The sequence below is a fragment of the Streptomyces sp. NPDC058955 genome (genome assembly GCF_042741435.1).
In the GTDB taxonomy this organism is placed as follows: Bacteria; Actinomycetota; Actinomycetes; order Streptomycetales; family Streptomycetaceae; genus Streptomyces.
Window position 1 is genome coordinate 1 of record NZ_JBHYKM010000088.1, and the last position, 20,874, is coordinate 20,874.

Below are 20,874 nucleotides of genomic sequence, written 5' to 3' on the forward strand. Positions count from 1 at the left end.
CCCCGGCGCCGTTCTCACGTCCCCGGGGTGTTCCAGCGCTCCCGCCCGGCGGTCCCGCTGGTGACGCCCCAGTTGTTGCCGGCGTGCAGGCTGACCTCGATGTCACCGACGTCGAGGCGCTGGACCGGCCGGGCGGCGGGCTCGTCGTCGCCCATGATGAGCATCGGGTCGAGCATCACGACGGCGGCCGCGACGACCAGGAAGATGAGCGGGCCGACGAGCAGCGGCAGCACGTCGAGGGCGGAGGAGCCGTCGCCCGCGGTGACGTGGGCGTCGTGGGCGACCCGCACCCCGACGGCGGCCATGCCCGTGTAGTGCATGCCGGTCACGGCGACGCCCATGATGACGCTCGCGCCGAGGCTGGCGAGGAAGCCGCGGACGGAGACGGCGGCCCAGAGGGCGGCGGTCGCGGCGACGACGGCGATGAGGACGGAGAGGGCGACGACGCCGGGCTCGTACGTGAGCGAACCGTTCATCCGCATGGCGGCCATGCCCAGGTAGTGCATGCCGGCGACGCCGAGCCCGGTGAAGGCCCCGGCGGCCAGCAGCGGGACCGGCCGGGTGCCCCGGTAGCCCACCGTGAAGACGCCGGCGCCGACGACGAGCACCGCGACGAGCAGGCTGAGGAAGGTCAGCGTGCCGTCGTACGCGATGGCGGTCTCGCTCACCTGGAAGCCGAGCATCGCGATGAAGTGCATGGTCCAGATCCCGCACCCGATCGACGCGGCGCCGAGCGCCAGCCAGCCGGGCTTGCGGGTCCGGCCGGTCGCGAGCGACCGCACGGTGCAGCGCAGCCCCAGCGCGCTGCCCAGGCAGGCCATCACATAGCCCACGAGTGGCGTGACCATGCCATAGCTGAACCCGTCGATCGTGCCCTGCACCCTGCGACCCTCTGTTCTTCTCGGGAAAACGTGGAGATGTGGTGAAGGGGACTCTAACCCGGCGTTAACGGCGATCTCACGGCACCCATGGCATTCCGGGTGCACCGCCCGGCGCCCCGCGAATCACCCGCCCCCGTCCCGTCGCCCACCGCCCCGCGCCCCACCCGGTACGCTGGTGCCCGCTCCGTCCCAAGCGGTCGGGAGCGAAGGTGGGTTGCCCGAGCGGCCTAAGGGAACGGTCTTGAAAACCGTCGAGGCAGCGATGTCTCCGTGGGTTCAAATCCCACACCCACCGCGGTGTGCGAGAGCCCCCGCCCGGCGAGACCGGGCGGGGGCTCTCGGTCCGTTCCGGGGCCGGCGGGGAGCGGAGGAGGGCGTGTGTCCGGGGAGCGCGGGGCGTTCGTCAGGTTCCAGGGCGTGGTCAGGCATCCGCGGGGGCACTTCCCCGGCGTCTTCGTCCTCGCCAACGAACTCGCGGCGCAGGGCCGGTTGAGCGAGGAGCAGTACCGCTTCTGGCGGGCCGGGAACGACTGGTACGACGCCCGCTACCCCAATCCGACCCGGGTCGACCCCTCCGTCTACGACCCGGCCGTGCATCCCGGCGCCGTGGCCTGGTTCAAGGCGTCGGCGCACGAGCTCATCGCGCGCGTGGACGGGTACCTGGAACTGCTCGCCGCGCACGGCGTCGAGTGCCGGCGGCTGGAGTCGTCGGATCCCGGGCGGATCCTGTACGAGGACGCCTATCAGGTGGTCGTGGCCGCCGAGGACCCGCCGGGCGCGTAGGGCGGGCGTATATCGCGCGCTTTGGATGCCGTGCGGCGGGATGATGGGGCCGGGAACCGTGCGGCGGAGGAGGGTGTCGTGGTCAGGATCGTGCTCGTCCGGGGGGACATCACCGCCGAGGCGGCGGACGCGGTGGTCAACGCGGCGAACTCCTCGCTGCTCGGCGGCGGCGGGGTCGACGGGGCCATCCACCGGAAGGGCGGCCCGGAGATCCTCGCCGCCTGCCAGGACCTCCGCCGCTCGCACTACGGCAAGGGCCTGCCGACCGGGCGGGCCGTCGCGACCACGGCCGGGCGGCTGCCGGCGCGGCACGTGATCCACACCGTGGGCCCGGTCTGGTCGGCGGACGAGGACCGCTCCGACCTCCTGGCCTCCTGCTACCGGGAGTCCCTCGCGGTGGCCGACGGGCTGGGGGACCGCACGGTCGCCTTCCCGGCCATCTCCACGGGCATCTACGGCTGGCCGATCGACGACGGCGCGCGGATCGCGGTCGAGGCGGTCCGGGCGGCCGAGGCGGCGGGGACGGAGGTCGAGGAGGTGCGGTTCGTGCTCTTCGACGCGACCGCGTACGCCGCCTTCGAGGCCGCGGTCGCGGCCGAGGGGTAGCCGCGGGGCGATCTGTCCGGAGCTCCCCCGCCCCCTCTCTGAAAGCCCCTCTCTGAGCCCCCGATTCGAAAATCCCTGCTGTCTTTTCCGTCTCCGTTCGAGGCGGCAGGCCCGGTGGCGTCGCTTCCCGTCCGGTTTGTCGGGGGTTCTGGCGGAACGCTTCCTCCCTTGCGGCGTAACGGATCCGGGGTTCGCCGACCGCCGCCGACCGTTCTGAGCTGGTGGTTTCTCGGGCGTGGAGGGTTTATCGGCTTGTCCTCACGCTTGCGGGGGAATCAGCCGCTCCGGGGTGGTTCGCCGGGGATTCGGTGGGCAACTCTGGATTCGCGACGTCGAGCAGAAAACGACCGGGGCGGTCGGCCAACCTCCCTGGTCAGGGCCGGAGTTCACGGCCTTCCTTCAGAGATCGATCATTCCGTGCACAGCAGACTGGCTTCAGTTCCCGGAGGAACAGACATGGCAAGCATCCGTACCGCCCGCATCGTCGCCGCCGTCGCCGCCCTGCCGCTCGCCGCCGCCCTCTTCGGCGGAGTGGCGCAGGCCGACAACGGCGGTTTCGCGGACGACGGATCGAACACCAGCGTCGCCACCATCATCGGCAGCGGCGTGGGCGGCGACAACAACGGCAACTCGACCACCACGCAGCAGGTGGCGACCGGCTCCGGTGCCTCCAACCAGAACAACACGGCGAGCGTGAACGGCTCCGCGTTCACCCACATCTCGCAGGCGAACAACACGGTCAACTTCCTCCCGTGGTGGTGACGACTCCACGGGGCCGGCCCGAGGGGGCGTGACCGCGGTGTGAACGGCGGCCTGTGCGGCGGTACTTCGGTGCCGCCCGCGCAGGCCGCCTCGGCGTTTCCCGGGACGCTCCGCCGCGTCCTTGACACGACGACCGTATCTGACGGACAGTCAGAAACCTTCGTCGTCCCCCGGGAGGCCGTCCCGTGCACCTCGCCCCGACCGAGCGGCAGCTCCGGCTGCGCGCCGAACTCCGCGCGTACTTCCGCGAGACGATGCCCGACGGGCCGCCCCCGGCGGCCGACGGCGCCGCACAGCGCCGGCTGCTGCGGCGGATCGGCGCCGACGGGCTGCTGGGCCTCGGCTGGCCGGAGGAGTACGGCGGCCAGGGCCGCGGCCCCGACGAGCAGTTCGTCTTCTTCGACGAGGCGTACCGGGCCGGCGCCCCCGTCTCGATGGTCACCCTGAACACCGTCGGACCCACCCTCATGCGGTACGGCACCGAGGAGCAGAAGGCCGCCTTCCTGCCGCGGATCCTGCGCGGCGAGTGCGTCTTCGCGATCGGCTACAGCGAGCCGGAGGCGGGGACGGACCTGGCGTCGCTGCGGACCCGGGCGGTGCGCGACGGCGACTCCTGGGTCGTCGACGGGCAGAAGATCTTCACCTCCAACGCGCAGCACGCCGACTGGATCTGGCTCGCCTGCCGCACCGACCCCGAGGCGCCCCCGCACCGGGGCATCTCCATCCTCCTCGTCCCCACCGACGCCCCGGGCTTCTCCTGGACCCCGATCGAGACCGTCGGCGGGCTCACCACCACCGCGACCTACTACGACGGGATCCGGGTCCCGGCCGGGAACCTCGTCGGCGAGGAGAACGGCGGCTGGGGGCTCATCACCAACCAGCTCAACCACGAGCGGGTCGCGCTGGCCGCGATCGGCATGCAGGCCGAGGACTTCTTCGCCGCCGCCCTCGACCGCGCCCGTACGCCCGATCAGGTGACCGGGCGGCGTCGGATTGACGAGCCGTGGGTGCGGATCCGGGCGGCCGAGGCGCATGCCCGGCTGGCCGCGACACGCCTGCTCAACTGGCGTCTGGTGGGGGACGTGGGGGCCGGCCGGCTGACCCCCGGGGACGCCAGCGGCGTGAAGTTCGCGGGAACCGAATCGGCGGTGGAGGTGTACCGAATATGTCAGGAGATCACGGGTGACGCGGGGACGGTGCGAGCGGGATCGCCGGGGGAGCGGGACGGCGGCGAGCTGGAGCGCATGAACCGCGCCGCCCAGATCAACACCTTCGGGGGAGGGGTGAGCGAGGTGCAGCGGGAGATCGTCGCGCGGGCACGGCTCGGCATGCGGGGAAGGGGACGGCGATGAGCGGGGAGGGCCAGGACCGGCTGTACGAGCGGCTGAAGGCGTACGAGGGGCGGCCGGCGGCCACCGGCGGGCGCGGCAAGGACCTGGTGAACCTGCCGATGATCCGGCACTGGTGCGAGGCCATGGGGGACGCGCACCCGGCGTACCGGGGACCGGACGCGGTGGCGCCGCCGACCATGCTCCAGGCGTGGACGATGGGCGGCCTCTCCGGGCACGAGGACCGCTCGGAGGCTTACGGGGAGCTGCTCGGCCTCCTCGACGGCGCCGGGTACACCTCGGTGGTCGCCACCGACTGCGAGCAGGAGTACCTGCGCCCGCTCCGGCCCGGCGACGAGATCACCTTCGACGCCGTCGTCGAGTCCGTCTCGCCGCGCAAGACCACCAGGCTCGGCACCGGGCACTTCGTGACCACGCGGATGGACGTGCGGGCCGGCGGCGAGCTCGCCGGCACCCACCGCTTCCGGATCCTCAAGTACGCCCCCGCCGCCCGCCCGGCGCCGCCGGCGGAGCGGCCCCGGCGGCCCCGCCCGGTGATCAACCGGGACAACGCCGGGTTCTGGGAGGGCGTGGCGGCCCACCGGCTGCTGTTCCAGCGGTGCACCGCCTGCGGGACGCTCCGCTTCCCCTGGCTGCCGGGGTGCGGCGCGTGCGGGTCGCCCGCGTGGGAGGCCGTCGAGGCGAGCGGCGAGGGCACGGTCTTCTCGTACGTGGTCATGCACCATCCGCCCTTCCCCGCCTTCGATCCGCCGTACGCGGTCGGGCTGATCGAACTGGCCGAGGGGGTCCGGATGATCAGCAACGTGGTGGGGGTGCCGTACGACAAGGTCCGGATCGGGATGCCGGTCCGGCTGGAGTTCCAGCGGGTCGACGAGGAGCTGGAGCTGCCCGTCTTCCGCGCCGTGGACGGTCCGGAGACCGCGGGAGGGGAGCGCTGACATGGACTTCACGCCCACCGAGGAGCAGGAGGCCGCGCGGGAGCTGGCCGCCCGGATCCTCGGCGACCTCTCCACGCACGAGCGGCTCGCCGCCACCGGCGGCGGCACGGACGCCGAGCTGTGGAAGGCGCTGTGCGCCGCCGGACTGCCCGCCGCCGTCGAGGAGATCGGCCTGCTCGGCCTCGTCCTCCTCCTGGAGGAACAGGGCCGCGTGACGGCCCAGGTGCCGCTCGCCGCGACCGGGGTGTACGGGATCCTCGCCGTCGCCCGGCACGGCACCGACGAGCAGCGCGCCCGCCTCCTGCCGGGGCTGCGCGACGGGACGGCCGTCGCGACCGGGGCCTTCCCGGCGACCGGCGCGGTCACGGCCCGGGACGGGCGGCTCACCGGGACCGTCACCTGGGTGCCCTGGCTGCGGGACGCCGCCCACGTCCTCGTACCGGACGCGGACCGCGCCCTGTGGCTGGTGCGGACCGAGGACGCCGTCGTCGAGGCCGTCGAGCTGACCGCGCCCTGGTCGGCGGGACGGCTGGTGCTCGACGGGACGCCCGCCGAGCGGCTCGGGGACGGGACCGGGGAGGGCGCGCACGAGGACGGGACCGGGGTGGGTGCGTACGAGGACGTGCTCGCCGCCGCGCGGACCGCCTTCGCCGGGCTCCAGGCCGGGGTCTGCGCCGGGTCGCTGGCCCGGGCCGTCGCGTACACCTCCGTGCGCGAGCAGTTCGGGCGGCCGCTGGCCACCCGGCAGGCGGTGCAACTGCGAGCCGCCGACGCCCACATGGACACCGAGTCCATCCGGGTCACCGCCTACGAGGCGGCCTGGCGGTCCGACGCGGGACTCGACTGCGCCGGGGCGGCCCTGACGGCCGCCTGGTGGGCGTCCGAGGCGGGGAAGCGGGTCGTGCACAGCGGCCAGCACCTGCACGGCGGCATGGGCGCCGACCTCGACCACCCCGTCCACCGGCACTTCCTGTGGGGCCGGCAGCTCGACGCCTATCTGGGCGCCGGCACCGAACTCCTCGCCGAACTCGGCGATCTGCTCGCGAAGGGGGAGACGGCATGAGGGCCGGAGACGCGCTGCCGCCGCTGGAGATCCCGGTGACCCGCACCCTCGTCGTCGCCGGGGCCGTCGCCTCCCGCGACTACCAGGACGTGCACCACGACGCCGAGGCCGCCCGGGCCAAGGGCTCCCCGGACGTCTTCATGAACATCCTCACCACCAACGGACTCGTCGGCCGGTACGTCACCGACCACTTCGGGCCGCACGCGGTGCTCCGCAAGGTCGCCATCCGGCTCGGCGCACCCAACTACCCGGGCGACACCATGGTGTTGACCGGCACCGTCGCCGAGGTGGCGGACGGCCCGGACGGCACCGCCATCGCACTCGTCCGGATCGCCGGGGCCAACGGCCTCGGCCACCACGTCACCGGCACGGTCACCGTGGAGGTGCCCCGATGAGCCCCCGCCACCCCGACGGCCTCGGCGGCCGGGCCGCCGTCGCCGGCATCGGCGCGACCGCGTTCTCCAAGGACTCCGGCCGCAGCGAGCTCTCCCTCGCCGTCGAGGCGGTGCGGGCCGCCCTCGACGACGCCGGGCTCACCCCCGGGGACGTGGACGGGCTCGTCACCTTCACCATGGACACCAACCCCGAGATCACCGTCGCCCAGGCGGCCGGCATCGGCGAGCTCTCCTTCTTCTCCCGCGTCCACTACGGCGGCGGCGCCGCCTGCGCCACCGTCCAGCAGGCCGCGCTCGCCGTCGCCGCCGGCGTCGCCGAGGTCGTCGTCTGCTACCGGGCCTTCAACGAGCGCTCTGGGCGCCGCTTCGGCTCCGGGGTGCAGCAGCGCGAGCCGTCCGCCGAGGGGGCGGCGCTCGGCTGGCAGCTGCCGTTCGGGCTGCTGACCCCCGCCTCCTGGGTCGCGATGACCGCCCAGCGCTATCTGCACACCTACGGGCTCACCCCGGAGGTCTTCGGGCACGTCGCCGTCACCGACCGCCGGTACGCGGCGAACAACCCCGCCGCGTACTTCCACGGCAAGCCGATCACCCTCGCCGACCACGCCGCCTCCCGCTGGATCGCGGAGCCGCTCCGGCTCCTCGACTGCTGCCAGGAGACCGACGGCGGCCAGGCGATCGTCGTCACCACCCCCGAGCGCGCCCGCGACCTGCGGCACGCGCCCGCCGTCGTCCTCGCCGCCGCCCAGGGCGCGGGCCGCGGACAGGAGGCCATGACCAGCTTCTACCGGGACGGGCTGACCGGACTCCCCGAGACGGGGGTCGTGGCCCGGCAGTTGTGGCGCACCTCGGGGCTGCGGCCGGCCGACATCGACGTGGGCATCCTCTACGACCACTTCACGCCCTTCGTGCTCATGCAGCTGGAGGAGTTCGGCTTCTGCGCGCCGGGCGAGGGCGGCGACTTCGTCGCGGCGGACGCGCTGCCGCTCAACACCCACGGCGGGCAGCTCGGCGAGGCGTACCTCCACGGGATGAACGGCATCGCGGAGGCGGTACGGCAGGTGCGGGGAAGCTCGGTGAACCAGATACCCGGCGCCGCCCGGGTGCTGGTCACCGCCGGCACGGGCGTGCCGACCTCGGGCCTGCTCCTCGGCGCGGACGGCTGACGGGCCCGGCGGGCGGCGGGCACCCGGCGGCGGAACGGGACCGGGGCGGCGACCGGGACGGGACCGGGGCGGCGACCGGGGCGGGATGCGGAGGGTGCAGTTCCGTGGGGCGACCCTGACCCGGGGGTGACGGCGGCTCCACCCAGAGGAGGTGAGGGCACCCCGACGCCTCCGACCTGAGGGGGAGCCCGGTTCGGGACCTGGGGCCGATCCCCCCGGCACCCCTCCGCTCCTAGCGTGGAGCCATGACTCCGCCACCCACTGGCCCCGTCTGCGCCGGCGCCTCGACGGCCGCCACCCGGCCCGAAGCGCGCACGGCCCCGCGCACCTCGCCGCGACCGGGCCCGCGCCCGTTCGCGTACCCCTCGTTCTCCTCCTTCGTGAAGGCGCGCGGGCCGCTGCTGCTGCGGACCGCCCGCTCGCTCACCGCGAACCCGAGCGACGCCGAGGACCTGCTCCAGACCGCGCTCACCAAGACCTTCGTGGCCTGGGAGCGGATCGAGGACCACCGGGCCCTCGACGGATACGTGCGCCGGGCGCTGGTGAACACCCGCACCTCGCAGTGGCGCAAGCGCAAGGTCGAGGAGTTCGTCTGCGACGAGCTGCCCGAGCCCGCCGGGCTGCCCGAGCCGGACCCGGCCGAGCGCCAGGTGCTGCACGACGCCATGTGGCGCGCCGTCATGAAGCTCCCCGAGCGGCAGCGGCAGATGGTCGTCCTGCGGTACTACGAGGACCTCAGCGAGGCGCAGACGGCCGAGCTGCTCGGGGTCTCCGTGGGCACGGTGAAGAGCGCGGTCTCCCGCGCCCTGGGCCGCCTCCGCGAGGACCCGGAACTCACCGCGGGCGTCCACGCCTGACCCGGGGAGCCGACTCCGTCGGCGGGCCGTCCGCCCCGCCGACGGCTGCCGTTCCGGCCGGTCATTGACATCCGCCAGTGATCACTGGCAATTTCGGTACTCCCGGGTAGTGACATACCGCGCGGTACGTGCGCAGAATCTGCACATCCTTACTGCCACGTAGCGCCCACCGGGAGGACGCCCCGTGTACAGCACCATGCAGGACGTACAGCTCACCATCAGCCGGATCCTCGAGCACGGCCGGCGGGTCCACGGCGGGTCCACCGTCACGACCTGGACCGGTGAGCCGGAGCCGCAGCGCCGCACCTACGCCGAGATCGGCGACCGCGCCGCCCAGCTCGCCAACGCGCTCCGCGACGAGCTCGGAGTCCAGCCGGGCGAGCCGATCGCGACGCTGATGTGGAACAACGCCGAGCACGTCGAGGCGTACTTCGCCCTGCCGTCCATGGGCGCCGTGCTGCACACCCTCAACCTGCGGCTTCCCCCCGAGCAGCTGGTCTTCATCGTCAACCACGCCGCCGACCGGGTCGTCCTCGTCAACGGTTCGCTGCTCCCCCTCCTCGCGCCGCTCCTGCCGCACCTGCCGACGGTCGAGCACGTCGTCGTCGCCGGCCCCGGCGACCGCTCCCTCCTCGACGGCGCCGCGCCGCGCGTCCACGAGTACGAGGAGCTGATCGCCGGCCGTCCGACCACCTACGACTGGCCCGAGCTGGACGAGCGCGCCGCCGCCGCCATGTGCTACACCTCCGGCACCACCGGCGACCCGAAGGGCGTCGTCTACTCCCACCGCTCCATCTACCTGCACTCCATGCAGGTGAACATGGCCGAGTCGATGGGCCTCACCGACAGCGACACGACGCTGGTCGTCGTCCCGCAGTTCCACGTCAACGCCTGGGGCCTGCCGCACGCCACCTTCATGACCGGCATCAACATGCTCATGCCGGACCGCTTCCTCCAGCCGGCCCCGCTCGCCGAGATGATCGAGCGCGAGAAGCCGAGCCACGCCGCCGCCGTCCCCACCATCTGGCAGGGCCTGCTCGCCGAGGTCACCGCGAACCCGCGCGACCTCTCCTCCATGCGGCAGGTCACCATCGGCGGCGCCGCCTGCCCGCCCTCCCTCATGGAGGCGTACGACCGGCTCGGCGTCCGCCTCTGTCACGCCTGGGGCATGACGGAGACCTCCCCGCTCGGCACGATGGCGCACCCGCCGGCCGGGCTGACGGCCGAGGAGGAGTGGCCGTACCGCGTCACGCAGGGCCGGTTCCCGGCCGGTGTCGAGGCCCGGCTCGTCGGGCCGTCCGGCGAGCACCTGCCCTGGGACGGCGAGTCGGCCGGCGAGCTGGAGGTGCGCGGCACCTGGATCGCGGGCGCGTACTTCGGCGGCGTCGGCGCGGAACCGATCCGGCCCGAGGACAAGTTCAGCGAGGACGGCTGGCTGAAGACCGGCGACGTCGGCGTGATCAGCCCCGACGGCTTCCTCACCCTCACCGACCGGGCCAAGGACGTCATCAAGTCCGGCGGCGAGTGGATCTCCAGCGTCGAGCTGGAGAACGCGATCATGGCCCACCCGGCCGTCGCCGAGGCCGCCGTCGTCGCCGTCCCGGACGAGAAGTGGGGCGAGCGCCCGCTCGCGACCGTCGTCCTCAAGGAGGGCGAGACCGCCGACTACGCGACCCTGCGGGACTTCCTGGCCACCGAGGGCGGCATCGCCAAGTGGCAGCTGCCGGAGCGCTGGGCGATCGTGCCGGCGGTCCCGAAGACCAGCGTCGGCAAGTTCGACAAGAAGGTCATCCGCAAGCAGTACGCGGAGGGCGAGCTGGACGTCACCCAGATCTGACGTCCCCCAGATCTGACGATCCGACCCTGCGGCGGGGAGGGGGAGGGCCATCACGGCCCTCCCCCTCCTCTCAGTTGGTGCCGATCTTCGCCAGCAGGTCGACGATCCGGGCCTGCACCTCGGCGCTGTTGGCGCGCTCGGCCAGGAAGAGGACCGTCTCGCCGGAGGACAGCTCCGGCAGCTTCGCCGCGTCGAGGTCGGCCGAGGTGTAGACGACCAGCGGGGTGCGGTTGAGCTGCCCGTTCGCCCGCAGCCAGTCGATGATCCCGGCCCGCCGGCGGCGTACCTGCATGAGGTCCATGACCACCAGGTTCGGCCGGGTCTCGCCGGCCAGCGCCACCGCCTCGGTGTCCGTGGCCGCCCGCACCACCTGCATCCCGCGCCGCTCCAGGGTGGCGGCGAGCGCGTCGGCGATGTGCTCGTTCTCCTCGATGACCAGCACCCGCGAGGGGTGCTGCTCGCTGTCGCGCGGCGCGAGCGCCTTGAGCAGGACGGCGGGATCGGCGCCGTACGCCTCCTCCCGGCCGGCCTGCCCGAGTCCGGCCGCGAGCAGCACCGGCACCTCGGCGGCGACGGCCGCCTGGCGCAGCGACTGGAGCGCGGTCCGGGTGATGGGCCCGGTCAGCGGGTCGACGAAGAGCGCGGCCGGGAAGGCGGCGATCTGCGCGTCGACCTCCTCGCGGGAGTGCACGATCACCGGCCGGTAGCCGCGGTCGCTCAGCGCCTGCTGGGTGGTGACGTCCGGCGCGGGCCAGACGAGCAGCCGACGCGGGTTGTCGAGCGGCTCCGGGGGGAGCTCGTCGTCGACGGGGAGCGGGGTCGGCCGGTTGACGACCTCGACCGCGCCCCCGGGCCCGTCGAGCGGCTCGGGCCCCTCGGCGGATCCCTCGGCGGGCGCCCCTATCGCGTACGCGCGCCCGCGTCCCTCCGACTCGGCGACGGGCGCGGCGGCGGGCGGCGCGGCGGGCACGGGCAGCGGCATCGGCGCCGGTACGGGCGGGGCGGTGGCGGTGGCCGGGGCCGGCGGATCGAGCTCCGGCGGGGTCGCGAGCTTGCGGCGCCGGCCGGAACCGCTCGAAGGCGCGGCGACGGGCGTCCCGGCCTGCGCCGGCGGCGCGAAGGGCACCCCCTGCCCGAGCGTGCGCACGCTGAACGCCCGCCCCTGCGTGGAGTCCTTCGGCAGCGGAGCCGGAATCGGAGCCGGAATCGGAGCCGGGCCGGCCGTGGGGACCGGTACCGGCGCCGGGGTGGGCGCCGGAGCGGGTGCCGGAGTCGGCATCGGCAGCTCGGGGGGCAGCGGCACGGAACCGGTGCCGGTGCCGTTCGCGGGCGTCGCCGTGGAGGAGGGCGGCGCGGGCGGTACGACCACGGGCGCGGCGACCGGCGCGGCGACCGGCGCGGCGACCGGCGCGAGACCGGCGGCCGGGACCGGCGCGGCCGGCAGGGGGTGCGACGGCGGCGGGGTGTGGTCGGAGCCAGCCGGGACGTCCCGTACCGCCGCGTGCCCGTGCGCGCTCTCCTCGGACACGGCCTCCGGGCCGTCCTCGCGGTCGGCGTCGGCCGGCGGCAGCGCGAACGGGGTGCGCGGCCCCGCCTCGGCGGCGGCGGCGCGCTCCTGCGCGGCGGCCAGCGCACGCCGTCGGCGTCCGGTCGGCCGCTCGCCCTCGGCCGGCTCGCCGTGCACGGCGAGCGTGCCCTGCGGCGCGGCCGGCAGGGCCGGGGCGGCCTGCTCGACGGCGACGCCCTGCGGCGGCACGGCGGCACCGAGCGCGGCCCGCTCCTGGGCGCCCTCGGCGGCGGTCACCACGGCGCCCTCCGCCGGGCGGCCCCGGCGACGGCCGGTCGGCTCGACGCCGGTGGACTGCTGGGCGGGGATCAGTTCGGCGGGGCCGGCGGCCTCCTCCGTACGGGCGCGGCGGCGTCCGCCCCCGGCGGCCGGCAGGGCCACCGCCCCGGCACCGCCCTCCGGGGCCGTCGCGCTCTCCAGGAAGGCGTCGGTGGAGGCGCGCCGGGCCCGGCGCCGGCCGGAACCGCCCGAGGTCCCGCCGTCCGCGGGACCGGACGCCTGCGCGGGCAGCGCGGGCACGCCGCCCCGCTCGCCCGGGGAAGCCTCCGAAGCCCCCATGGGCCCCGTGGATCCCGTGGGCACCGAGGACGCCGTGGGCACCGAGGGCGCCGGGGCCTTCGCGGACTCCAGTTCCTTCGCGCCGGAGCCGGACTGCTCCTGCGCGGGCTTCGGCTCGGCAGCGGGAACGGTTCCCCGGCCCGCGCCGATCGGCACCTCCAGGACGTACGCGCCGCCGCTCGTCCCCGGCACCTCGTGCGTCTGCACGACACCGCCGTGCGCCGCCACGATCCCGCGCACGATGGGTCCGTGGACCGGGTCGCCGCCCGCGTACGGGCCGCGGACCTCGATGCGGACGACCTCGCCGCGCTGCGCCGCCGCCACCACGATCGTCGAGTCGGCGGGGGCGCCCTGCGCCGAGGCGCGGGTCTTGCCGGTGGCGTCCACGCCGGCCACGTCCGCGACGAGATGGGCGAGCGCGGTGGTCAGCCGGCCGGCGTCGACCTCGGCCTCGATCGGCGGCGCGTGCACGGCGAACTGGGCGCGGCCCGGGCCGATCAGCTCCACGGCCGCGTCGATGCCGCCGGTCACGATCCCGTCGAGCAGCGCGACCTTCCGGTCCAGCTCCTCCTCGCCGGCGTCCAGGCGCTGGTAGCCGAGGACGTTGTCGACGAGCGCGGTCATCCGGGCGTACCCGGCGACCAGGTGGTGCAGCACCTGGTTGGCCTCGGGCCACAGCTGCACGCCGTCGTCGGCGGCGAGCGAACCCAGCTCGCCGCGCAGCTCCTCCAGCGGGCCGCGCAGCGACTCGGCGAGCACGGCGGTCAGCTGGGCGTGCCGGGAGGCGAGGGCGGCGTACTTCTCCGCCTGCGCCTCGCGCTCGGCCGCGTGCCGCTCGGCCCGGTCGGCCAGCTCCACGGCGTGCTTCTCGATCAGCTGCTCGTACGGCCTGCGGTCGGTGAACGTCATCACGGCGCCGACCAGTTGGTCCCCGTCGCGGACCGGCGCCGTCGTCAGGTCGACGGGCACCCGCTCGCCGCTCTTCGACCACAGCACCTGGCCGCGCACCCGGTGCTTCCGGCCGGACTTGAGGGTGTCGGCGAGCGGGGACTCCTCGTACGGGAACGGGGTGCCGTCGGCGCGCTTCGGAAGGATCAGCGGGTGCAGTTCGGCGCCGCCCAGCTCGCCGGCCCGGTAGCCGAGGATCTGCGCGAAGGCGGGGTTCACGAGCACGACCCGGCCGTCGGTGTCCGTACCGACGACGCCCTCGGCGGCGGCCCGCAGGATCATCTCGGTCTGCCGCTGGGAGCGGGCCAGCTCGGCCTCGGTGTCGAGGGTGCCGGTGAGGTCGCGGACGACGAGCATCAGCAGCTCGTCGCCGGTGTAGCCGCTGTACGAGTCGTACGCCTCGCGCCCGTCCTCCAGGCTGGCGCTGGTCACCTCGACGGGGAACTCGCTGCCGTCGGTACGGCGGGCGACCATCCGCATCGGCTTGGTGCGGCCCCGCTCGTCCGCCGGGTCGCGGCGGCGCATCGAGCCGGGGATCAGGCGCGAGTCGAAGTCCGGCAGCAGATCGAGCAGCCCGCGCCCGACGAGCGCGGTGCCGGGGGTCTCGAACATGCCGAGGGCGATGGTGTTGGCGTTGACGACCGTGCCGTTGCAGTTGACGAGCACGAGACCGTCGGGGAGGGCGTCGAGTATGGCTGCGAGGCGAGCAGCGCCTCGGGATGGCCTGCTGCTCACGACGACGCTTCCTCCCTGACGCCCTGCAATTGCCCGCGAGCCGTGCCCGCGGTGTGCGCCGCCCGGCATGTGCCGTGACGGCGGGCCGGCCCCATCTTGCCCCTCGGGCGGCGGCCCTGTCACTGAGGGAGTCTAACGGCGACCCCGTCCGTCAGGCCCGGACGCTCGGAAGGAGGGGTTCCGCGTTCTCCCAGCGGTCGATCTCGCAGCCGTTCGACCGGGAGAAACGGGCATCGATCCGGCGCCCCTGCCAGGTGCCGGTCACCTGTGCGGTGACCGGCCCGCCGTACATCTGGGTGCACATCCGGTCCGCAGGCACCGGCGCGAAGGGGTTCTCCCCGGCGCGCGCGAAGCCCTCCAGGCGCTCGCAGGCCCGCTCCGCCGCCGGGTGGTCGCCGCCCGCCCGCCCGTCACAGGTCAGCGTCCAGCTGCCGTCGGCCTCCGGGATCCCGCTCCCGGAGACGGTCACCGTCAGCGAGTCCGGCGGCGAGAGCAGCGGCAGCGGCGGCAGCGGCACGGCGGAGGAGGCGCCGGCGGAGACGCCGGCGAGACCGGTGGCGAGGGCGGTGGCGAGGACGAGACGGCGCAGCAGCATGGAGCGACTCCGGGGAAGGGGAGGGGGAACGGGGGCCGGGTTCCGGGGCGGGCCGGCACGACCCCGCCCCTTCTAACGCTCCGGCCCGGCGGGCGTTGCGCAACCGGGGTGCGCCGGGCGGGGGCGTGCGCGGTGCGCGGACGCGCCGAGGGCTTTGCCCTGGGCCCCACCCGCCTAGTACGGTGAAAGCGATTGGTGACACGAGGCTCGCCTGTGTCATCATCTGCACGCACCCCGCGCATGCGCGGGGAGCGAGGAGGCGTCGCCTAGTCCGGTCTATGGCGCCGCACTGCTAATGCGGTTTGGGCTTTATCGTCCATCGAGGGTTCAAATCCCTCCGCCTCCGCGCTCACGGAAGCCCCGGCCCCACGGCCGGGGCTTCCGTCGTTCCCGGCCACCTCCACGCCAGCCGGCCCCCTCTTCGCTCCGCGGGCTCTCTCCCCCCGTGCGTGACCCAGTGTGACCCCGGTCTCTTTCCGCACCCCCAGCCCCGTTTTCCCGCCCGGAACCCCCGGGTCCACCCCGCCGCCCACCGCTCCCCCTGAGCGCGTTTTCGCAGGTCAGAGGGGGTGGGGTAATCGGATTTCACATGACGCCGGGACTCATGTAATGTTCTTCCTGTCGCCGGGACAGCGGGCCGAAAGGGCCGGGAAACGGAGACGAGAACAAAAGAACAAGCACTCGTAGCTTAACGGATAGAGCATCTGACTACGGATCAGAAGGTTGCAGGTTCGAATCCTGCCGAGTGCACAGCAGAGAGGCCCGGACAAGAGTCCGGGCCTCTTGTGTTTGTTCGATGTCTTGTGGGCACGATCCTCCGCATGGAGTGGGGGACATTGGTGGGGACGGCCCTTGGAGCGGTGCTCGGGGTCGGGGCGACGCTGGCCGGGGAGCAGTTGAGGTGGCGGCGGAGCGTCCGGGACAACCGGTTGCAGGACCGGCGGACCATGTACGCGGACTGCCTCGCGGCGCTGCGGCACGCGCACGAGGCGATGCGGCTGGTCGCCGACGAGGACCACGCGGACCCGCAGGTGCGGGCGGCGAAGATCCGGCAGGCGTTCCAGGCGTCGGGGTGCGACGAGGTGCGGGAGCGGCTGGTGCTGACGGCCGCCACCGAGGTGTCGGAGGCCCTCGACGCCTCGTACCACTCCCTGCGCCAGGTGCGGGAGGCGCTGGCGTCCGGGTGCACGGTGACGTCCGAGGAGTACCAGGTCGCCCGGCAGGCGCACGGGGACGCGACGCGGGCGGCGCGGGTGGTGTTCCGGCGGGATCTTGCCGCGCTGGAGAGCTGATCGTCGGGCGGGCCGGAAGGGCGTTGCCAGGAGTGGTGGGCGTGCGGTTAGGTTCGGGTGATCGTATTTTTTGACTGAAAAGTGGGGGTGGGGGCCATGGCGCTCTTCGGGAACGCGCACGCCATCGATCCGGCGCAGGCGCAGCAGGACTACGCGCGGCTGCTCGGCCAGGGGGAGCAGGTGCACGCCGCGTACCTGCTGATCCGTGACGTCATCTTCTTCACCGACCGGCGGCTCGTGCTGGTCGACAAGCAGGGCATCACCGGCAAGAAGGTCGAGTACCACTCGATCCCCTACCGGAGCATCACGCACTTCGCCGTCGAGACGGCCGGCACCTTCGACCTCGACGCCGAGCTGAAGATCTGGATCTCGGGCCAGGCGCTGCCGGTCACCAAGACCTTCACCAAGGGCGTGGACATCTACGAGGTGCAGGCGATCCTCACGCAGTTCGTCGCTCGCTGACGACCCGTCCGTTCGCGGACGCGGAGATTACTACGAAGGCCCCGGGTTTGCCCGGGGCCTTCCCCTTTTGGGTGAACCCATCTGATTTGCATGTCAGTTGAATATGCCTTCGGCCTAGCGTGCGGGTGGAGGTGATGATCGTTGGACGCGATCGACATCGATGACTTCGTACGGGCCGCCGCCGGGGGCCGGTTGAGGCGGCTCACCGCGATCGACGGGGCGCACTGGTTCCCCGTCGTGGACGTGGCCCGGCGGCTCGGGTACGCGGGGCCGCGCGAGGCGCTGCGGAGCGTGGCGCTGCCCGCCTGGTGCCTGGCGCCCGCCCGGGAACTGGCGCCCAGCCCGGACATACTCGCGCGCAGCGGCATCCGCGGCACCGCGCGGATGGTCAGCCTCGCCGGCCTCGTGCAGCTCGTCACCGCCTGCCGCTCGCCCGAGGCCCAGCCGTTCCGGGCCTGGGTGGGCGAGCTGGTGGCCGAGGTGCAGCGGCACGGCGGCTACGGACTCGAACCGGCTCCGGCGCACGGCGGGTTCGTGCTGCCGCCCGAACTCGTGGACGTCCTCGTCCGGCTGGAGGGCCGGTTCGACGAGACCGCCGCCGGCCTCACCGGCCTCACCGGCCACGCCGGGTACGCGGAGCTGCTGCGGGAGACCCGGCTCAGCCTCTCAAGGGTCGCCGACTCCCTTGAGCGCAGCTTCGCCGTCCCCCGGCAGCGCGGCACCGAGGACCGGCCCCGGCTCAGCGCGCAGGAGCTCGTCGAGTCCTGGGAGATCAGCGGCGACATGCGGGCCGTCGCCAGCATCCTCGCCCCCGCCCTCGTCCGCGGCGGCGTCCGCTGCCGCCCCCAGGACGTCACCCGGCGCACCGGGCTCTCCGGCGAGCGCGTCCGCGACTGCGTCCGGCTGCTCATCGAGCGGGGCTGCATGCGCGAGGTCGGGGACCCCCGCCCGGACGGGACCCGGATCTACGTGCTGCCCTGAGATAAGCCTGCTGCCCTGGGATCCACGGGCCGCCCCGCCATCCACGGGCTGTCCCGCGAGGGAGGATGGGGGAAAGGGCAGGGACGTGGGAGGCGGTCCGGCGGTGTGGCGGAGTGGTGGCGTCGGGTGGAGCGGGGGCTCGGCCGGGCTGCGCTGGTGGGGCGGGCGGGTGAGCCCGGTCGCATACGGGCGGCCGCTCGCCTTCCGGGCCGTCGGCGGCCGGCTCTGCGCCGGGGCGCGGGGGAACGCCTGCCCCGTCGGCGCCGCGGTGCCGGGGCGGTCGACCGGCGGGCTCTGCCCCGACTGCGCGCGCCTCGACCGGGCCCACTCCGTCGCCGCCGACACCTTCGCCGACGACCCCCGGCCCTACCGGGTCTACCTCGCCTGGTTCGGGACCGGCACGGTCAAGGTCGGCATCACCGGGGAGCACCGGGGGGACGCGCGGCTGCGCGAACAGGGCGCCGTGGCCTTCTGCTGGCTCGGGCGCGGGCCGCTGATGGCCGCCCGGCGGACCGAGGAGGTGCTGCGGCAGGCGCTCGGCGTGCCCGACCGGGTGTCGTACGAGCGGAAGCGGGCGCTGCGGGTCGGGCTGCCGGACGCCGGGGCCCGGGCCGCGGAGGTCGAGGAGCTGTACGGGCGGGCCCTCGGCGTCGGCGGCTGGGGCGACACCCTGGAGGCGCTGCCGTTCACCGCGCACGACCACGGGGAGCTCTTCGGCCTGGGCGCGCTGCCGCCGCTCGACGGGACCGTCACCGAACTCGTCGAGGGCGGGGTCGTCACCGGTCGGGTGCTCGCCGCCGCCGGCCCCGATCTGCACCTGCGCGACCCCGGCGGGCGCCACCTCGTGCTCGACGGGCGGCTGCTCGGCGGCTGGGGTCTGGAGCGGTGCGGGGCGGACGACGCCTGGAGCGTGCCGGTCGGCGTGGCGCCGGCGACCGGGGCCCAGGAAGGGCTGTTCTGACCGGCCGGCGCCGCTTCGTAAAGTCTTGGATCCCTTCGGCCGGTGGCTGTGGACACCGGCCGTCCCGCCCGGCGAGGGTGATCACATGACGCAGAAGCTGGTCTCCGGTCTCGAACCTCCCTACTACACCGCCGTGTTCACCTCCCTCCGGCCCGACGCCCCCGAGGGGTACGCCGACACCGCCGCCGAGCTGCGCGCACGGGTCGCCTCCGTCCCCGGCTTCCTCGGCTACGAATCCGCCCGTACGCCCGGCGGCCTCGGCATCACCGTCGCCTACTTCCGCGACCTGGAGGCCCTCGACGCCTGGCGCCTCGACTCCGCGCACCTGGCGGCGAAGAAGCACGGGCGGGAGCACTGGTACGAGGCGTACAGCTGCCACATCGGGAAGGTCGAGCGGAGCTACGGCTTTGAACGAGAGTGACGAGAGTGACGAGAGGGAGGCCGTCCGCGGGCTGACCGCGCGGCTGGGGCTGCCCGGGCTCGTCGACGTGCACACCCACTTCATGCCGAAGAACGTCCTCGACAAGGTCTGGGCGTACTTCGACGCCGTCGGACCGCTCACCGGGCAGCCCTGGCCCATCACCTACCGCGAGGAGGAGGACCGGCGGGTCGAGCTGCTGCGCGGCTTCGGCGTCCGTGCCTTCACCTCGATGCTCTATCCGCACAAGCCCGGGATGGGCGCCTGGCTCAACGCCTGGGCCGCGGAGTTCGCCGCGCGGACGCCCGACTGCCTGCACACGGCGACCTTCTTCCCCGAGCCCGGGGCCGCCGGGTACGTACGGCGGGCCCTCGACGAGGGGGCCCGGGTCTTCAAGGTGCACGTCCAGGTCGGCGGCTTCGACCCGAACGATCCGCTGCTCGACGACGTGTGGGGGCTGCTCGCCGAGAGCGGGACGCCGGTCGTCGTCCACTGCGGCTCCGGGCCCGCGCCCGGCGCCTTCACCGGACCGGGGCCGGCCGGGGAGCTGCTCGCCCGGCATCCGCGGCTGCGGCTGGTGGTCGCGCACATGGGGATGCCGGAGTACGAGGACTTCCTCGGGCTGGCGGAGCGGTACGAGGGCGTGCACCTGGACACCACCATGGCGTTCACCGACTTCAGCGAACGGCTCGCGCCCTTCCCGCGCGACGCGCTCAAGCGGCTGGCCGAACTCCAGGACCGGGTCCTGCTCGGCTCCGACTTCCCGAACATCCCGTACCCGTACGTCCACCAGCTCCACGCCCTCGAACGGCTCGGGCTCGGCGACGACTGGCTCCGGGCGGTCCTGCACGACAACGGGGCCGCGATGTTTCACGTGAAACCCTGACCCGGGCGCCCACGGCTTTCTCAGGGAATTCACAGGAAAGCGCAAGGGGGATCTCAGCGGCGGCGGCGAGCGTGGGGCCATGACCGTCACCACTCGCAGCACTTCAGCCCGCCGCGGCACCCGCGCCGATCTGCTCCGTGCGGACGGCGGCGCCGTCCGCGTCCTCGTCGTCGACGACGAGGCGTCCCTCTCCGAACTGCTCTCCATGGCCCTGCGCTACGAGGGCTGGCAGGTCCGCAGCGCCGGCGACGGGGCCGGGGCCCTGCGGGCGGTGCGGGAGTTCCGGCCCGACGTCGTCCTCCTGGACGTCATGCTCCCGGACGTCGACGGGCTCAGCCTGCTCGGCTCGATCCGGCGGGAGCTGCCCGAGGTGCCGGTCCTCTTCCTGACGGCGAAGGACGCCGTCGAGGACCGGATCGCCGGGCTCACGGCGGGCGGCGACGACTACGTCACCAAGCCGTTCAGCCTGGAGGAGGTCGTCGCCCGGCTGCGCGGCCTGATCCGGCGCTCCGGGGCCGCCCAGGCCCGCAGCGAGTCCCTGCTGACGGTCGGCGACCTCACCCTCGACGAGGACAGCCACGAGGTCACCCGGGGCGGCGACTCCATCCACCTCACCGCGACCGAGTTCGAGCTGCTGCGGTACCTCATGCGCAACCCGCGCCGGGTGCTCAGCAAGGCGCAGATCCTCGACCGCGTGTGGTCGTACGACTTCGGCGGCCAGGCCAACGTCGTCGAGCTGTACATCTCCTACCTGCGGCGGAAGATCGACGCCGGCCGCTCGCCGATGATCCACACCCGGCGGGGGGCCGGCTACCTGATCAAGCCGGGGGAGTAGCC

At 74.0% G+C, this 20,874-nt stretch carries 20 protein-coding genes and 3 tRNA genes; 20 read left to right on the plus strand and 3 right to left on the minus strand.

Annotated features, from left to right (window positions below):
* Nucleotides 1-14: 14 nt before the first annotated feature.
* Nucleotides 15-881, minus strand: coding sequence for an MHYT domain-containing protein (locus tag ACFW1I_RS27420; RefSeq protein ID WP_384674852.1), 867 nt, complete (start codon nucleotides 879-881; stop codon nucleotides 15-17).
* Between the two features lie 208 nt (nucleotides 882-1,089).
* Here ACFW1I_RS27420 and ACFW1I_RS27425 point away from each other — a divergent pair.
* The 11 genes from ACFW1I_RS27425 to ACFW1I_RS27475 all read left to right on the plus strand — a co-directional run bounded on the left by ACFW1I_RS27425 (nucleotide 1,090) and on the right by ACFW1I_RS27475 (nucleotide 10,634).
* Nucleotides 1,090-1,176: transfer RNA gene (locus tag ACFW1I_RS27425), tRNA-Ser, on the plus strand.
* Between the two features lie 83 nt (nucleotides 1,177-1,259).
* The gene (locus tag ACFW1I_RS27430) at nucleotides 1,260-1,664 is read left to right on the plus strand and encodes a hypothetical protein (protein WP_384674854.1); all 405 of its coding nucleotides are present in this window, start codon (nucleotides 1,260-1,262) and stop codon (nucleotides 1,662-1,664) included.
* 78 nt (nucleotides 1,665-1,742) lie between these two features.
* Entirely contained in the window at nucleotides 1,743-2,270 is a 528-nt protein-coding gene (locus tag ACFW1I_RS27435; protein ID WP_384674856.1) for an O-acetyl-ADP-ribose deacetylase, read from the plus strand.
* Nucleotides 2,271-2,726: 456 nt separating this feature from the next.
* Nucleotides 2,727-3,032 (plus strand): hypothetical protein, encoded by a 306-nt coding sequence (locus ACFW1I_RS27440; protein WP_031003269.1) that lies wholly within the window; start codon nucleotides 2,727-2,729, stop codon nucleotides 3,030-3,032.
* 185 nt (nucleotides 3,033-3,217) lie between these two features.
* Complete coding sequence (locus ACFW1I_RS27445; RefSeq protein WP_384674859.1) at nucleotides 3,218-4,384, plus strand: acyl-CoA dehydrogenase family protein; 1,167 nt, start codon at nucleotides 3,218-3,220, stop codon at nucleotides 4,382-4,384.
* On the plus strand, nucleotides 4,381-5,319 hold the full coding sequence (locus tag ACFW1I_RS27450) for a bifunctional MaoC family dehydratase N-terminal/OB-fold nucleic acid binding domain-containing protein (protein WP_384674861.1): 939 nt from the start codon (nucleotides 4,381-4,383) through the stop codon (nucleotides 5,317-5,319). Before ACFW1I_RS27445 ends, ACFW1I_RS27450 begins: the two co-directional genes overlap by 4 nt.
* Before the next feature lies 1 nt (nucleotide 5,320).
* A complete protein-coding gene (locus ACFW1I_RS27455; protein ID WP_384674863.1) occupies nucleotides 5,321-6,382 on the plus strand; it encodes an acyl-CoA dehydrogenase family protein in 1,062 nt (353 codons plus the stop codon).
* Nucleotides 6,379-6,777, plus strand: a complete 399-nt coding sequence (locus ACFW1I_RS27460; RefSeq protein WP_384674865.1) for a MaoC family dehydratase — start codon at nucleotides 6,379-6,381, stop codon at nucleotides 6,775-6,777. Before ACFW1I_RS27455 ends, ACFW1I_RS27460 begins: the two co-directional genes overlap by 4 nt.
* Nucleotides 6,774-7,940 (plus strand): lipid-transfer protein, encoded by a 1,167-nt coding sequence (locus tag ACFW1I_RS27465; RefSeq protein ID WP_384674867.1) that lies wholly within the window; start codon nucleotides 6,774-6,776, stop codon nucleotides 7,938-7,940. Before ACFW1I_RS27460 ends, ACFW1I_RS27465 begins: the two co-directional genes overlap by 4 nt.
* Nucleotides 7,941-8,185: 245 nt before the next feature.
* Nucleotides 8,186-8,797 (plus strand): SigE family RNA polymerase sigma factor, encoded by a 612-nt coding sequence (locus tag ACFW1I_RS27470; RefSeq protein ID WP_384674869.1) that lies wholly within the window; start codon nucleotides 8,186-8,188, stop codon nucleotides 8,795-8,797.
* A gap of 184 nt (nucleotides 8,798-8,981) precedes the next feature.
* A complete protein-coding gene (locus ACFW1I_RS27475) occupies nucleotides 8,982-10,634 on the plus strand; it encodes a long-chain fatty acid--CoA ligase (RefSeq protein ID WP_384674871.1) in 1,653 nt (550 codons plus the stop codon).
* A 70-nt stretch (nucleotides 10,635-10,704) separates the two neighbouring features.
* Here ACFW1I_RS27475 and ACFW1I_RS27480 read toward each other — a convergent pair whose 3' ends face one another.
* Together ACFW1I_RS27480 and ACFW1I_RS27485 are read right to left on the minus strand one after the other, a co-directional pair.
* Nucleotides 10,705-14,442, minus strand: a complete 3,738-nt coding sequence (locus ACFW1I_RS27480; protein ID WP_384674873.1) for a PAS domain-containing protein — start codon at nucleotides 14,440-14,442, stop codon at nucleotides 10,705-10,707.
* 151 nt (nucleotides 14,443-14,593) lie between these two features.
* Nucleotides 14,594-15,037 (minus strand): SSI family serine proteinase inhibitor, encoded by a 444-nt coding sequence (locus ACFW1I_RS27485; protein WP_384674875.1) that lies wholly within the window; start codon nucleotides 15,035-15,037, stop codon nucleotides 14,594-14,596.
* 255 nt (nucleotides 15,038-15,292) lie between these two features.
* Here ACFW1I_RS27485 and ACFW1I_RS27490 point away from each other — a divergent pair.
* The 9 genes from ACFW1I_RS27490 to ACFW1I_RS27530 all read left to right on the plus strand — a co-directional run bounded on the left by ACFW1I_RS27490 (nucleotide 15,293) and on the right by ACFW1I_RS27530 (nucleotide 20,872).
* A tRNA-Ser gene (locus ACFW1I_RS27490) sits at nucleotides 15,293-15,383 on the plus strand.
* Nucleotides 15,384-15,714: 331 nt separating this feature from the next.
* Nucleotides 15,715-15,787: transfer RNA gene (locus tag ACFW1I_RS27495), tRNA-Arg, on the plus strand.
* 71 nt (nucleotides 15,788-15,858) lie between these two features.
* Complete coding sequence (locus ACFW1I_RS27500) at nucleotides 15,859-16,329, plus strand: hypothetical protein (protein ID WP_384674877.1); 471 nt, start codon at nucleotides 15,859-15,861, stop codon at nucleotides 16,327-16,329.
* A gap of 96 nt (nucleotides 16,330-16,425) precedes the next feature.
* Nucleotides 16,426-16,791: a PH domain-containing protein gene (locus tag ACFW1I_RS27505; RefSeq protein WP_031003283.1), complete on the plus strand. Its 366-nt coding sequence runs from the start codon at nucleotides 16,426-16,428 to the stop codon at nucleotides 16,789-16,791.
* A gap of 141 nt (nucleotides 16,792-16,932) precedes the next feature.
* Nucleotides 16,933-17,772 (plus strand): Bro-N domain-containing protein, encoded by an 840-nt coding sequence (locus tag ACFW1I_RS27510; protein ID WP_384674880.1) that lies wholly within the window; start codon nucleotides 16,933-16,935, stop codon nucleotides 17,770-17,772.
* Nucleotides 17,773-17,875: 103 nt separating this feature from the next.
* Entirely contained in the window at nucleotides 17,876-18,733 is an 858-nt protein-coding gene (locus ACFW1I_RS27515) for a DUF2797 domain-containing protein (protein ID WP_384674912.1), read from the plus strand.
* Nucleotides 18,734-18,818: 85 nt separating this feature from the next.
* The gene (locus tag ACFW1I_RS27520; RefSeq protein ID WP_384674882.1) at nucleotides 18,819-19,154 is read left to right on the plus strand and encodes an antibiotic biosynthesis monooxygenase family protein; all 336 of its coding nucleotides are present in this window, start codon (nucleotides 18,819-18,821) and stop codon (nucleotides 19,152-19,154) included.
* On the plus strand, nucleotides 19,141-20,037 hold the full coding sequence (locus tag ACFW1I_RS27525; RefSeq protein WP_384674884.1) for an amidohydrolase family protein: 897 nt from the start codon (nucleotides 19,141-19,143) through the stop codon (nucleotides 20,035-20,037). Before ACFW1I_RS27520 ends, ACFW1I_RS27525 begins: the two co-directional genes overlap by 14 nt.
* Before the next feature lie 79 nt (nucleotides 20,038-20,116).
* Nucleotides 20,117-20,872 (plus strand): response regulator transcription factor, encoded by a 756-nt coding sequence (locus ACFW1I_RS27530; protein WP_384674886.1) that lies wholly within the window; start codon nucleotides 20,117-20,119, stop codon nucleotides 20,870-20,872.
* Nucleotides 20,873-20,874: the final 2 nt, after the last annotated feature.

Coding starts and splice junctions, on each gene's coding strand:
- ACFW1I_RS27440 (WP_031003269.1), top strand. CDS start 2,727: ATGGCAAGCATCCGTACCGCCCGCATCGTCGCCGCCGTCGCCGCCCTG.
- ACFW1I_RS27450 (WP_384674861.1), top strand. CDS start 4,381: ATGAGCGGGGAGGGCCAGGACCGGCTGTACGAGCGGCTGAAGGCGTAC.
- ACFW1I_RS27455 (WP_384674863.1), top strand. CDS start 5,321: ATGGACTTCACGCCCACCGAGGAGCAGGAGGCCGCGCGGGAGCTGGCC.
- ACFW1I_RS27460 (WP_384674865.1), top strand. CDS start 6,379: ATGAGGGCCGGAGACGCGCTGCCGCCGCTGGAGATCCCGGTGACCCGC.
- ACFW1I_RS27465 (WP_384674867.1), top strand. CDS start 6,774: ATGAGCCCCCGCCACCCCGACGGCCTCGGCGGCCGGGCCGCCGTCGCC.
- ACFW1I_RS27470 (WP_384674869.1), top strand. CDS start 8,186: ATGACTCCGCCACCCACTGGCCCCGTCTGCGCCGGCGCCTCGACGGCC.
- ACFW1I_RS27485 (WP_384674875.1), bottom strand. CDS start 15,037: ATGCTGCTGCGCCGTCTCGTCCTCGCCACCGCCCTCGCCACCGGTCTC.
- ACFW1I_RS27500 (WP_384674877.1), top strand. CDS start 15,859: ATGGAGTGGGGGACATTGGTGGGGACGGCCCTTGGAGCGGTGCTCGGG.
- ACFW1I_RS27505 (WP_031003283.1), top strand. CDS start 16,426: ATGGCGCTCTTCGGGAACGCGCACGCCATCGATCCGGCGCAGGCGCAG.
- ACFW1I_RS27520 (WP_384674882.1), top strand. CDS start 18,819: ATGACGCAGAAGCTGGTCTCCGGTCTCGAACCTCCCTACTACACCGCC.
- ACFW1I_RS27530 (WP_384674886.1), top strand. CDS start 20,117: ATGACCGTCACCACTCGCAGCACTTCAGCCCGCCGCGGCACCCGCGCC.